Raw genomic sequence first — 13,641 nt, 5'->3', positions numbered from 1 at the left:
TATGTATAGTTAAGCCGTAGGCTTATATATACTAGATACAAGCTAAGGTTATAAAATAACCTTTGTAGATAGATGAAAAGGTCAAGCTACAAAGGGCACATGGTGAATGCCTTGGCACCAGGAGCCGACGAAGGACGTGATAAGCTGCGATAAGCTTCGGGTAGACGCAAATAGTCTGTGAACCGAAGATTTCCGAATGGGGAAACCCGCAGTGGGAGCACTGCACTGTCATATGAATAAATAGTATGAGAGAGGTAAACCCGGGGAACTGAAACATCTAAGTACCCGGAGGAAGAGAAAGAAAAATCGATTTTCTAAGTAGCGGCGAGCGAAAGGGAAAGAGCCCAAACCAGGAACTTGTTCCTGGGGTTCGGGCGGACATAACCGGATAATAGGAAAGTTGAAGAGAGCTGGAAGGCTCCGCCAAAGAAGGTAAAAGCCCTGTAGGCGAAAGCCGAAAAATCCGAGTCCGTACCAGAGTACCACGAGACACGAGAAACCTTGTGGGAATGAGGGAGGACCACCTCCTAAGGCTAAATACTACCTGGTGACCGATAGTGAAGCAGTACCGTGAGGGAAAGGTGAAAAGAACCCCGGAAGGGGAGTGAAATAGAACCTGAAACCGTGTGTCCACAACCGATCGAAGCACTTTAACGTGCGACGATGTGCTTTTTGTAGAACGAGCCAGCGAGTTACGGTATGCAGCAAGGTTAAGCACTTAAGGTGCGGAGCCGGAGGGAAACCGAGTCTTAATAGGGCGGGAAGTTGCATGCTGTAGACCCGAAACCGAGTGACCTATCCATGGCCAGGTTGAAGCGGAAGTAAAATTCCGTGGAGGACCGAACCACGTTGGTGTTGAAAAACCATGGGATGAGCTGTGGATAGCGGAGAAATTCCAATCGAACTCGGAGATAGCTGGTTCTCCTCGAAATAGCTTTAGGGCTAGCGTCGTGAATGAGTAGTGGAGGTAGAGCACTGAATGGGATAGGGGCTGACAACAGTTACCGAACCCTATCAAACTCCGAATGCCATATACTTGAATCACGGCAGTCAGACTGCGAATGATAAGGTCCGTAGTCAAAAGGGAAACAGCCCAGATCATCAGCTAAGGTCCCAAAGTGTAAGTTAAGTGGAAAAGGATGTGGGATTTCTAAGACAACTAGGATGTTGGCTCAGAAGCAGCCACTCATTTAAAGAGTGCGTAACAGCTCACTAGTCAAGAGGTCCTGCGCCGAAAATGTCCGGGGCTAAAACTTACCACCGAAGCTATGGACCCGAAAGGGTGGTAGAGGAGCATCCTGTACGGATTGAAGCAGCACCGGAAGGAGTTGTGGACTGTACAGGAGAGAGTATGCTGGCATAAGTAGCGAGAAATAAGTGAGAATCTTATTGGTCGAAGACCTAAGGTTTCCTGGGGAAGGTTCGTCCGCCCAGGGTTAGTCGGGACCTAAGCCGAGGCCGAAAGGCGTAGGCGATGGACAATCGGTTGATATTCCGATACCGCAGTCATGCGTTTGACAGATGGGATGACGCAGAAGGATAGGATGTGCACACTGTTGGATGTGTGTCTAAGCACTGAGGCAGGTAGAGCTGGAAAATCCGCTCTATCAATGCTGGGGTGTTACAGGGATCCAATTTTGGAGAAGTATCCGATTTCACGCTGCCAAGAAAAGTCTCTATGGAGCAGGGCTGCGCCCGTACCGCAAACCGACACAGGTAGGTGAGGAGAGAATCCTAAGACCATCGGAAGAATTGTTGTTAAGGAACTAGGCAAATTAACTCCGTAACTTAGGGATAAGGAGTGCCCCGAAAGGGGCCGCAGAGAATAGGCTCAAGCAACTGTTTATCAAAAACACAGGTCTCTGCTAAAGCGAAAGCTGAAGTATAGGGGCTGACGCCTGCCCGGTGCTGGAAGGTTAAGGGGAATACTAAGCCGCAAGGCGAAGGTATGAACTTAAGCCCCAGTAAACGGCGGCCGTAACTATAACGGTCCTAAGGTAGCGAAATTCCTTGTCGGGTAAGTTCCGACCCGCACGAATGGCGTAATGATTTGAGCACTGTCTCGACAACAAATCCGGCGAAATTGTAGTGCAAGTGAAGATGCTTGCTACCCGCGATTGGACGGAAAGACCCCGTAGAGCTTTACTGCAGTTTAGCATTGAGTTTCGGTATTGTCTGTACAGGATAGGTGGGAGGCATGGAAACCAGGGCGCTAGCCTTGGCGGAGCCATCCTTGGGATACCACCCTGACAGTACTGGAATTCTAACCGGCGGCCATCACCTGGTCACGGGACATTGTTAGGCAGGCAGTTTGACTGGGGCGGTCGCCTCCAAAAGAGTAACGGAGGCGCCCAAAGGTTCCCTCAGAAGGGTCGGAAATCCTTCGAAGAGCGCAAAGGCATAAGGGAGCCTGACTGCGACACATACAGGTGGAGCAGGGACGAAAGTCGGGCTTAGTGATCCGGTGGTACCTCGTGGGAGGGCCATCGCTCAACGGATAAAAGCTACCTCGGGGATAACAGGCTGATCTCCCCCAAGAGTCCACATCGACGGGGAGGTTTGGCACCTCGATGTCGGCTCGTCGCATCCTGGGGCTGAAGTAGGTCCCAAGGGTTGGGCTGTTCGCCCATTAAAGCGGCACGCGAGCTGGGTTCAGAACGTCGTGAGACAGTTCGGTCCCTATCCGTCGCGGGCGCAGGAAATTTGAGAGGAGCTGTCCTTAGTACGAGAGGACCGGGATGGACTGACCTCTGGTGCACCAGTTGCTCCGCCAGGAGCACAGCTGGGTAGCTATGTCGGGAAGGGATAAACGCTGAAAGCATCTAAGTGTGAAGCCCACCTCAAGATTAGATTTCCCACAGCGTAAGCTGGTAAGACCCCTTGAAGAACACGAGGTTGATAGGTCAGAGGTGTAAGCATGGTGACATGTTAAGCTGACTGATACTAATAGGTCGAGGGCTTGACCAAATAAATTATGATACTGCTGTGCAATTTTCAGGGAATAGAATGATCCCTTGAAAACTACATAATCTGGCGGCAATGACGTGAAGGCAACACCCTTTCCCATTCCGAACAGGCAGGTTAAGCTTCATAGTGCCGAAAGTACTGCAGGGGAGGCCTTGTGGGAGGATAGGTAACCGCCAGGTAAGTTGTTCCGTGGTAGCTCAATGGTTGAGCATTCGGCTGTTAACCGAAGGGTTGGAGGTTCGAGCCCTCTCCACGGAGCCATTTTTATTTTTTGAACTTATAAAGAAATTACAGAGCAGACTTAAATAGTCTGCTCTAATTTATTTTTTTGCAAGTATAAGTACTGTGCTTATGATACAAATTCCTCCCATTATGTCAAATGTTCCAAAAGGTATATTCAGGCATACTATTGATATAATGGTGGCTGAAAGTGGTTCAATGCATGATAATATTCCTGTTTCATAAGCCGCTATATATTTTGTACTTGACAAATACCAGTAGAAGGAAAGTAAAGTACCAAATATAATTACAAATGAAATGGCTGTAATAGAGGCCAAGTTGTAGTTGCCTTCTATTTTCCATACAGGATGTACAAAACTGAAAAACAGTCCTCCGAGGAACATCCCCCATCCAAGGACTATGTCACACCCCCATTCCTTGATTATATGTTCTGGTTGTACTATATAAAATGCAGCTGAAAAAGCTGAAAGTATTCCCCAGAATAAAGCATATTTTGATATTGCAAGAGAATGAAGGTTTCCATTGCTTATTATAAAAAATGTACCAATAAGAGCAAGTCCTATTGAAATGCATTCTTTTAAAGTTGGAAATTTTTTTGAATGAATTGAAAAATAAATTAGTATTATTACTGGATTTAAATACTGGAGTATTGTTGCAGTGGCGGCATTTCCGTATTTTACTGTGGCAAAATATCCATACTGTGTTCCTATAAGCCCAAGTGTGCTGAAAAGTACAAGGTCTCGTCTTCCAAGCTTGGATTTCCATATATTAAAGATATCCGGGCCCTTTTTAATATACAAAATAATAAGAAATATTATTCCTGACATGAGCAGTCTTGTATCTGTGAGCCATTCTGTGTTTATCATTTGATTCTGGAAAAGGTATTGTGCCGTAGGGCCGGATATACCCCATAGCATTGAAGAAGTTGCAACCAAATATATGCCTTTCATCCTTGGTCTTACTGCTATTTGATTATTCATATGTCTGTCCTCGCTATTCTGTTTGGTATTTATACAGATAATATTATAGCAGTTGATTTTTGACGTTTAAATGGTTTTCTTGAAAAATTGTTATAAAAATGTCATTATAATAGTATGTAGTTACTTGTTATGGGGGTGTTTATTTGGAATCAGATATAATGAAAATCATCAAGAATAAGAAAAACATGTATATGTTTTTGATGGCTATAGAACACATTCATGATGGTATTGTGATAGTAGATAAGAATTCTAAAATAATATATGTGAATGAAGCGTATTCTAAAATTTTAAATGTTTCTAAAGACAAGGTACTGGACAAGTTTGTTAGTGAAATAGAGCCGGGAGCTGTAATTTTAAAAAGTTTAAAGGAAAAAAAATCGAAGATAAATACTCTTGCAAAGGTTAGAAGTATAGGAAAAGAAATTGTGGTCAATATAAATCCTATAATTATAGACGGTCAGCTTCTTGGTGCAATATCGGTTTTTAAAGATATTACTGAAATATCCACATTGAATAAGGAGCTGAAGGATGTAAGGAAGTTAACCGGGATTATATATAATGACAGTATTAAACCTCATAAGAATTTTCCAAAGAGTTTTTCACATATTATAGGAAACAGTCCCAAGTTTATGGATTGCCTCAAGTTGGCATCGATAGTTGCACCAACTGATGCAACTGTTTTGATAGAAGGTGAAAGCGGTGTGGGAAAGGAAGTTATAGTAAATGCAGTAGTAAAAGCCAATAATAAAAGAAATGTGCCTTTTGTAAGTATTAATTGTTCTGCGATTCCGGAAAATTTGTTTGAAAGTGAATTGTTTGGATATGTGGAGGGCTCATTTACGGGTGCACAGAAAGGTGGAAAGATAGGAAAGTTTGAAATGGCGAACAAAGGTACAATATTTCTCGATGAAATAGGTGAGATGCCGCTTTTCATGCAGGCTAAACTTTTAAGGGTTCTTCAATCAGGTGAAATTCAAAAAATTGGTTCCAACAATGTAAAATTTGTTGATGTTAGGATAATAGCTGCTACGAACAGGGATCTGAAATCCATGGTAAAAGACGGAAAGTTCAGGGAAGATTTATATTTTAGATTGAATACATTCAAAATAAAGATTCCTCCCCTTAGAGAAAGAGGCAGGGATATAATTATTCTTGCAGAATATTTTACAGAACTATATGGAAAAAAATACAACAAGAAACTTGCAATATCGAAAGACGCCTTGAAGATACTGCTTGATAATGAGTGGAAGGGAAATGTCAGACAGCTCCAAAGCTGTATTGAATATTGCGTAATAATTTGTCAAAAAAGTCTTATAGAGCCTTGTGATTTTCCTGAGGATATAAGAAAATCCAAAGAAAGTAAAAAAGATTGTATACATAATGAAGGCAATTTGAAATACAAGATATCAAATGTGGAAAGACAGGAAATAACGAATCAGCTGAGAAAATCTAAGGGGAATAGAAGTGACGCGATGAGAAAGCTTGGCATGTGCAGAAGAACTTTTTATAAAAAATTAAAGATATATAATATAAATCCCAATATGTATACTAGATAATATGTATACGTTGTATATAACTATATACAACGTATACAACTTATTCACCCTATTGTGCCCCTGAGAGGGCATTGTTTTTTTGGCATGCAATTTGCTGATTGTTTAAGTGATGGATAGATCACATATTTTACGAAGAGGGTGAATACATGAAAACAGTAAGAATTGGAGGGGCACAGGGTTTTTGGGGTGACCTCAATGATGCTCCGATAGAAATGGCAAAAAAGGACAATGTAGATTATATTGCATGTGATTATTTGGCCGAGCTTACTTTATCAATAATGCAGAGACAGAAGGAACGTCATCCGGAAGCAGGATATGCCAGGGATTTTATAAAGGCGTTAAAAGAAATGCTTCCTATGATCAAGGAAAAGGGAATAAAGGTCTTAACGAATGCAGGAGGTATGAATGTAAAGGCTGCAGTGGAGGCTGCAAAACATATAATCAAGGAATCCGGATATGATTTGAAAGTGGGTTATGTTTTGGGCGATGATGTAATGGATATAATACCTGAACTCAGAAAACAGGGAATATCCATGAGTAATATGGACACTGGAGAGTGTATAGATTCAATATTGCCTCATATGGTAAATGCAAATGTATATTATGGATCTGAACCGATAGTGGAGTGCCTTGAAGGCGGTGCTGATATAGTAATAGTAGGACGCTCTACAGATACTGCTTTGTTTCTTGGACCTCTGGAACATGAATTTGGATGGAAAAAAGGTCAGTGGGATTCTCTGGCAACAGGAATTTTGACAGGACATCTTTCAGAGTGTGGAGCTCAGGCAACAGGAGGAAATTATGATTATGACTGGAGAGGAGTACCTAATCCAGAGGATCTAGGTTATCCTATAGCGGAGGTAAGTGAGCCTGGAAAGATAATAATGACGAAAACAAAGGACACAGGAGGACTTGTAACTGTTGAGTCGATAGAAGAGCAGCTTTTCTATGAAATACACGATCCTAAAAAGTATCTTACACCTGACGTTGTAGCCGATTTCAGTGAAATAAATTTAAAACAGATCGGCAAGGACAGAGTTTTGGTTGAAGGTGTGAAAGGTCATGAGAGGCCTGATACATTGAAGCTTTGTGTCGGATATACAGAAGGATACAGAAATGTTGCATATCTTCCTTTTAGCTGGCCGGATGCTCTTGACAAGGCAAAGAGGGCGGCAAAAATATTGGGTGACAGGCTTGCGAATAAAAAGCTTGATGCTATAGAGAAGAGAGTTGAGTTTGTAGGTTTGAATTCGCTTCACGGACCTCTTGCAGATGAAATAAAACAGGAATTAAACGAGGTTGTACTGAGGATTGCAATAAAGACAAAAACGAAGGAAGAAGCAAGTAAATTGACACCTGAAATTGCACCTTTTATTTTAAATGGACCACCAGCATCCTGCTTTTTTGGAGGAAGGACAAGACCGGCAGAGGTATTTGCACTTTGGCCTACACTTATCCCAAGGGATGCAGTTAAACTTGAAGCTCATGTAGAGGAGGTAAAATAGTATGATAGTTAAATTAAAGGATATAGCCCATGGAAGATCAGGAGATAAAAGTGATACAGAAAATGTTTGTATATTTGCAAGAGATCCTAAATATTATGATGCTATGAAAAAGCAGCTAACTCCCGAAGCTGTAAAGAAACATTACAGCGGAATTGTAAAGGGGGATGTAATAAGATATGATATTCCTCAGCTCTATGGATTTAACTTTGTTCTTCATCATGCACTTGACGGAGGAGCAACTCGTTCTTTAAGACTTGATACACTTGGAAAATGCATGGAGGCTGCATTGCTCAGATTTGAAATCAATCTTGACGAATAAAATAGAAAGGGAATGATTTTATATGACGAAACCGCTTAATGGCATACGTGTTGTTGATTTAACTCGTGTTTTATCGGGACCATATTGCACCATGCTTCTGGCTGATATGGGTGCCGAGGTTATAAAGATAGAACAACCTGAAAAAGGTGATGATAGTAGGACATACCCTCCTTTCCAAAAAGGAATAAGTGCATATTTTGCAAATTTGAACAGAAATAAGAAAAGTATATCTTTAAACTTGAAAGATCCAAAGGCAAAGAAAGTATTATTTGAATTGTTGAAAATATCAGACGTAGTAGTTGAAAATTTTAAACCTGGTACCATGGATAAGCTTGGATTTTCATATAAAGCTGTAAAGGAAGTAAATCCAAAGATAATTTATGCATCAATTTCAGGATTTGGACAGACAGGTCCTTATAGAAAGCTTCCTGGATATGACGTTATAGCACAAGCGATGAGTGGGATGATGAGTGTTACAGGATGGCCTGATTCTCCACCTACAAGAACAGGTACTGCAATAGGTGATGTTCTTGCCGGACTCAACTGCTGCATAGGTATTCTTGCGGGGCTTCAGAAAAAGAATTTTCATAACGAAGGTGACAGGGTTGATGTGGGACTGGTTGATTGTTCTGTAAGTGCGATGGAAACTATAACTGAAATATACATGGTTGAAAACAGGATACCGAAGCCCATTGGAAATCGTTACGAATTTATATATCCATATGATTCTTTTAAGGCAAAAGACGGATGGGTTGTTATTGCCGTTGGGAATGATTCTATATGGCAGAAATTTTGCAGGGGAGTGGGAAGAGAAGATCTCCTTGAGATTGAAAGGTTCAAGTTGAATAAAGACAGGGTAAAGGGACATGAGGAATTAAACAAGATTGTTACAGATTGGACAAAACTCCATAAAATAGACGAAATAATAGAAATTCTTCAATCCTATAAAGTTCCGTGTGCGCCTATAAATACTATTGACAGGGTAGTAAACGACAAGAATGTAAAAGAAAGAGAAATGATATGCGAAATAGAACATCCTATAGAAGGAAAAATGAAAATAACAGGATGCCCGATTAAATTCATGGAGTCCGATCATATGGATTACAAAAAGGCTCCAATCCTTGGCAGAGACAATGATGAGGTACTTGGTAAGCTTCTTTGCATGAATGAGGAAGATATAAATTATTTTAATAATCAGAAATAGATTCAGGTAGTTAAAAAATGAAATTTGCTGTAATAGGTACTTCTTTTGTGCCTATTACAATCGAATTTTGCATAAATAGATAAAGGAGAGTTGCTAATGATAGCTTTACTTGGTTTTATAACTGTAGGTTCTGCGGTTATATTGATAATGAAGAATAAAATGGATCCTATACCTGCACTTATAATAATTCCGGTTATCACGTGTATATTGTCTGGATTTGGTGGAAAAACCAGCAAGTTTATAGTTGATGGTATTCTGGATGTGGCTCCTATGGGAACAATGTTTATTTTTGCAACCCTTTTCTTTGGAATTATAATTGATACAGGAACCTTGAAGCCTATAATCAGGAAAATTTTCAAAATAGTCGGAAAAGATCCTGTAAAAATAGTAATGGGTACCGGAATACTGGCAATGATGGTGCATCTTGATGGAAATGGTGCAGTTACTTTTTTAATAGCAATTCCAGCCATGATGCCATTGTTCGATGCAGTTGGAATGAAAAGGACTACACTGGCCACTGTAGTTGCATTGAGTGCGGGACTCATGAATACTGAACCATGGGCGGGAACGGCGCAAAGATGTACCGTTGCGCTTAAATTGACTACGGGAGAACTTTGGACACCTCTTATCATACCTTTCATAGTAGGTGCGATATTTATATTGTTTATAGACTACAGACTTGCATTAAAAGAGAAAAAGAGAATTGGTGAACTTGGTTTGTCAAATATAGATGATTTGAATATGGAGTTTGATAGCGGGGATAGCAGGGTGGAAAGACCAAAGCTTTTCATTGTAAATGTTTTAATCGTACTTTTAACAATAGGTGTCTTAATATCAGGTAAAATTACACCGGCTATTGCGTTTATGGTAGCTCTTGCTGTAGTTTTGATTATAAATTATCCTAATGCAAAAGATCAGAAAGAAAGAATAAATGCACATGCAAAAGAAGCGCTTTTAATGTCAGGAATAGTATTTGCGACGGGGGCTCTTGTTGGAGTTATGACAGGTACTGGAATGATAAAGGCAATGGCAAATGTGCTTGTCAGTGTAATCCCAAATGCGCTTGGACAGCATATAGCGGTTATTACAGGAATAATAGGAATGCCGGCAAGTTTGCTATTTGATCCATCTTCATTTTATTTTGGAGTTTTGCCTGTAATTGCAGAAGCAGGAAAGAGTTTTGGAGTGCCAACTGTGGAAGTTGCAAGGGCGGCATTCCTTGGAGAAATGAATATGGGATTTCCAGTAAGTCCGCTAACAGGAGGTACATTTTTATTGATATCACTTGCGGGAATCGAACTTGGGGAACATCAGAAAAAGACAATTCCATATGCTTTTGCTGTGACTATTGTAATGCTTATAACCTCAGTAATAATTGGAGTTGTTCATATATAAATTGAATTATAAAAACAACTAAAAAAGGCGAAATTCTCCTTCTCGCAGAGGATTGGAGAATTTCGTATTTTTAGTTAAATTGAATTATTATTGCCTGCTTATTTTAGTCCCGTTGCTTGTCAAAACTATTGTGCCGTCAACGTCGGTACGGTATATTCTAATATTCTTTTTATTTAATCTGTTTACTGTTTTTTTATTTGGATGACCATATTTGTTATCTCGTCCACAGCTTATTACAGCTATTTCAGGATTAACTTTGTCTAGAAATTTTTCGCTGGTGGAAGTCGAGCTTCCGTGATGTCCTACCTTAAGTACATCTGATTTCAAGTCATATCCATTTTCAAGCATTTCAGACTCGCTTTCCTTTTCAGCATCACCTGTAAATAGAAAACGCGTATCACCATAGGTTATTTTCAAAACTACAGAATAATTGTTTGTGTCAGCATAACTTTCGCTGTTTGGTGCAATAATCTCAGCTTTCGTTTGTTTTCCAAGGTCAAGTTCGTCTGTTGGTTTTGGAACATCTATTTTCATATTTTTTTTCTTGAGTGAATCTGCCATACTTTCGAAGGCGCGTGTATTTGATACTTTCTTTGGAGCTATAAATGTTTCTATATCATATTTGTCTATTACATCGTCCATGTTACCTATGTGATCCTCGTCAGGATGGGTTGCAATTACATAGTTTAATTTTTTTATGTTTTGTTCTTCAAGGTAGTTCAGAAGTTTTTGCCTGCCGTCGTTGGGACCTGAATCTATAAGAATATTTTTACCGTTTACCTGTATAAGTTCACTGTCTCCCTGTCCCACATCTATAAAGCTCACTTTGAGTCCGGAACTGGGTACATTTTTTGTTGCAGTTTCAGTATTGCTGCATGAAGAAAGCGGAAATGCAAGAAACAGTGCAATTAGAAATGTACATGACAGCTTTTTAAAATGTTTCATTTATATGTCACCACCTGTTTGTTTTATATCTTTTGCAGTGATTCTTCTATTTTATCGTGTATTGTTTGAGAAAGGGCATCCTTTTCCTCTTTTGACAAATCTTTTGGATATATGGGATTGCATATCGTTACTTTGACGCTTCCGGATTTTAAATTGCCGTGAGGATTTCCTTCTCTTAATTTATAGCTTCCATCCAGTGCAATAGGTACGATTGGAGACATTGATTTAAGTGCGAGTTTTAGACTGCCTTTTTTGAAATTACCCATTTTAGGTCCACGGCTCCTTGTACCTTCTGGAAATATTATCATGCTGTGACCATCTTTGATTGTTTTGGCACCTTCGTTTATTGATTTTACAGAGGCACGTATGTTGCTTCTGTCGATAAATATGCAGTTGATTTGTTTCATCCAGTAGCTTATTATCTTGACCTTCTGTATTTCTTTTTTTGCAATAAAACCAACGGTTCTGTTTATAACTGAAATTATAATTGGTATGTCTAAAAATCCCTGATGGTTGGATACAAACAGACATGGCTCCTTTGGAATATTCTCCAATCCGCTTACAGTTATATCAGCACCTATTGCTTTTATAACGAAATTTGACCAGCTTTTTACAGAATTATATATATATGATTCAATTTCCTCCTCTGTTCCACTGCGTTTTAATCTTTCAAGCTTTATTTTTTTAAACAGTGAATAAAACATGTACAGTACGAGAAGAAAATAAAGAAATATACTCCTTAACATAGTAATTCCTCCTAAAATGATTTTATTAACTATCCTATTATATCATATATGTATTCAATACTATAAAATTGAGCCTCAAGAGTCCAATATATTTAATTGAAATCATTTAACACAAGCAAATGAAAGTTTTAATAAAAATCAATCAAAAATAAGAAAATTTTTTGTTTGATTATAAATGTTAAAAATGTTACAATGGTAGCATGATATTTTTAAGAGGCCTTGAATATACTATATAAGATAAGGACTTACGGGCTTTGATACAAATAATTTATGATTGCACGAAAAAAGATAAAATTCATAAATTGAATAATTGGGTGTAATTTAATGCAAAATTATATTATTTTTTATAGTGCCAATATTGAGGAGGAGATGGAGCATATGTATGACTATAAACTGGAGAATATACAGGAGCCGAATTTATATAAAGAAATATTTCCATATGATGAAATTCCTAAGATAGTGTTTAATGGTGTACAACTTCCTATGGATGTACCAGAGGACATTTTTATAACTGATACGACTTTTAGGGATGGACAGCAGTCCATGGAGCCATTTACTCTGGAAGAGATGGTTAAAATATATGATTATCTTCACGAACTTGACAATAACTCGGGGATAATAAGACAGAGCGAGTTTTTTCTGTACAGTGAGAAAGACAGGAAGGCCGTTGAAAAATGTATGGAAAAAGGATATCGGTTTCCAGAGATAACCTCATGGATAAGGGCAAACAAGAAGGACTTCAAGCTTGTAAAAGATATGGGGATAAAAGAGACTGGAATGCTTATGTCATGTTCGGACTACCATATATTCAAAAAACTTAAAATGTCCAGGGAAGAAGCCTTGAATATGTATATTTCCGTAGCTCAGGAAGCAATTGAAAATGGAATAGTGCCAAGATGTCATCTTGAGGATATAACAAGAGCTGATTTTTATGGATTTGTTGTTCCACTGGTAAACAAGCTTATGGAAATATCAAGACAGTCGGGAATCAAGATAAAGGTGAGGTTGTGTGATACCCTGGGATTAGGTGTTCCATACGGTCAGACGGAAGTACCAAGAAGTGTGCAGGGACTTGTACATGGACTTAGAACAATATGCAATGTTCCAAAAGAATGCATGGAATGGCATGGTCACAATGACTTTTATGCTGCTGTGGACAACTCTACGATGGCTTGGTTGTATGGGGTATCGTCTATAAATACGACTTTGTTTGGAATTGGCGAGAGAACGGGAAATTGTCCTATGGAAGCTATGATTTTTCAGTATGCGCAGATAAAAGGCGGCATAAAGAACATGAATCTTCATGTAATTACCGAGCTGGCAGGTTATTTCAAAAATACTATAGGGTATGATATAAATCCGAAGATGCCTTTTGTAGGCAGTCAGTTCAATGTGACGAAAGCAGGAATTCATGCAGACGGAATGCTTAAGGATGAGGAGATATACAATGCTTTCAATACTGAAAAGATATTGTCGAGGCCAGTTGTAATAGAGGTTAATCAATATTCGGGTCTTGCAGGTATTGCTGCATGGATAAATAAATATTATAAATTGAAGGGCGAAAATAAGATAGATAAAAGGGATGAAGGAGTCCTTGCGATAAAAAAGTGGGTTGATGACCAGTACAAGATGGGAAGGACAACCATAATAAGAAATAGTGAAATGGAGCTTCTTGTAAAGAAATTGATGCCGGAAGTACTTGAAAAAAAGGAAGAGAAAGCATGTTGAACCTGTTAGGGATAAATTGATATAATTAATGTAATCTTAAAGCAAATTTTGTATTT

General features: G+C 39.1%; 9 protein-coding genes, 1 tRNA gene and 2 rRNA genes. 9 read left to right on the top strand and 3 right to left on the bottom strand.

Going from position 1 to position 13,641, the window contains the following annotated elements; all coding sequences use genetic code 11:
- Positions 1-79: 79 nt before the first annotated feature.
- The 3 genes from AC4CVH_RS06455 (at position 80) to AC4CVH_RS06445 (ending at position 3,228) form a co-directional block, all read left to right on the top strand.
- A 23S ribosomal RNA gene (locus AC4CVH_RS06455) occupies positions 80-2,967 on the top strand.
- A 62-nt stretch (positions 2,968-3,029) separates the two neighbouring features.
- A 5S ribosomal RNA gene (gene rrf, locus AC4CVH_RS06450) occupies positions 3,030-3,146 on the top strand.
- Between the two features lie 7 nt (positions 3,147-3,153).
- Positions 3,154-3,228: transfer RNA gene (locus AC4CVH_RS06445), tRNA-Asn, on the top strand.
- Positions 3,229-3,287: 59 nt separating this feature from the next.
- Here AC4CVH_RS06445 and AC4CVH_RS06440 read toward each other — a convergent pair.
- Positions 3,288-4,187, bottom strand: coding sequence for a DMT family transporter (locus tag AC4CVH_RS06440; RefSeq protein WP_490786924.1), 900 nt, complete (start codon positions 4,185-4,187; stop codon positions 3,288-3,290).
- Between the two features lie 143 nt (positions 4,188-4,330).
- Between AC4CVH_RS06440 and AC4CVH_RS06435 the strand changes: the two genes are divergently transcribed.
- The 5 genes from AC4CVH_RS06435 to AC4CVH_RS06415 all read left to right on the top strand — a co-directional run bounded on the left by AC4CVH_RS06435 (position 4,331) and on the right by AC4CVH_RS06415 (position 10,166).
- On the top strand, positions 4,331-5,743 hold the full coding sequence (locus AC4CVH_RS06435) for a sigma-54 interaction domain-containing protein (protein ID WP_490786923.1): 1,413 nt from the start codon (positions 4,331-4,333) through the stop codon (positions 5,741-5,743).
- A gap of 146 nt (positions 5,744-5,889) precedes the next feature.
- On the top strand, positions 5,890-7,248 hold the full coding sequence (locus AC4CVH_RS06430; protein WP_490786922.1) for an acyclic terpene utilization AtuA family protein: 1,359 nt from the start codon (positions 5,890-5,892) through the stop codon (positions 7,246-7,248).
- A gap of 1 nt (position 7,249) precedes the next feature.
- Positions 7,250-7,567, top strand: a complete 318-nt coding sequence (locus AC4CVH_RS06425; protein WP_490786921.1) for an AtuA-related protein — start codon at positions 7,250-7,252, stop codon at positions 7,565-7,567.
- 22 nt (positions 7,568-7,589) lie between these two features.
- Complete coding sequence (locus tag AC4CVH_RS06420) at positions 7,590-8,771, top strand: CaiB/BaiF CoA transferase family protein (protein ID WP_490786920.1); 1,182 nt, start codon at positions 7,590-7,592, stop codon at positions 8,769-8,771.
- Between the two features lie 96 nt (positions 8,772-8,867).
- Positions 8,868-10,166: a CitMHS family transporter gene (locus AC4CVH_RS06415; protein ID WP_490786919.1), complete on the top strand. Its 1,299-nt coding sequence runs from the start codon at positions 8,868-8,870 to the stop codon at positions 10,164-10,166.
- An 87-nt stretch (positions 10,167-10,253) separates the two neighbouring features.
- On the opposite strand, the gene AC4CVH_RS06410 is transcribed toward AC4CVH_RS06415, so the two are convergent.
- Both AC4CVH_RS06410 and AC4CVH_RS06405 read right to left on the bottom strand, forming a co-directional pair.
- Positions 10,254-11,111: a ComEC/Rec2 family competence protein gene (locus AC4CVH_RS06410; RefSeq protein ID WP_490786918.1), complete on the bottom strand. Its 858-nt coding sequence runs from the start codon at positions 11,109-11,111 to the stop codon at positions 10,254-10,256.
- 23 nt (positions 11,112-11,134) lie between these two features.
- A complete protein-coding gene (locus tag AC4CVH_RS06405; protein ID WP_490786917.1) occupies positions 11,135-11,857 on the bottom strand; it encodes a lysophospholipid acyltransferase family protein in 723 nt (240 codons plus the stop codon).
- Positions 11,858-12,235: 378 nt separating this feature from the next.
- Between AC4CVH_RS06405 and AC4CVH_RS06400 the strand changes: the two genes are divergently transcribed.
- On the top strand, positions 12,236-13,585 hold the full coding sequence (locus AC4CVH_RS06400) for a hydroxymethylglutaryl-CoA lyase-like TIM-barrel protein (RefSeq protein ID WP_490786916.1): 1,350 nt from the start codon (positions 12,236-12,238) through the stop codon (positions 13,583-13,585).
- Positions 13,586-13,641 lie beyond the last annotated feature (56 nt).

It is taken from the genome of Clostridium pabulibutyricum, from assembly GCF_058242705.1.
Note: the sequence above shows the minus strand (reverse complement) of the source record. Positions and strands in the feature narration are given on the sequence as shown.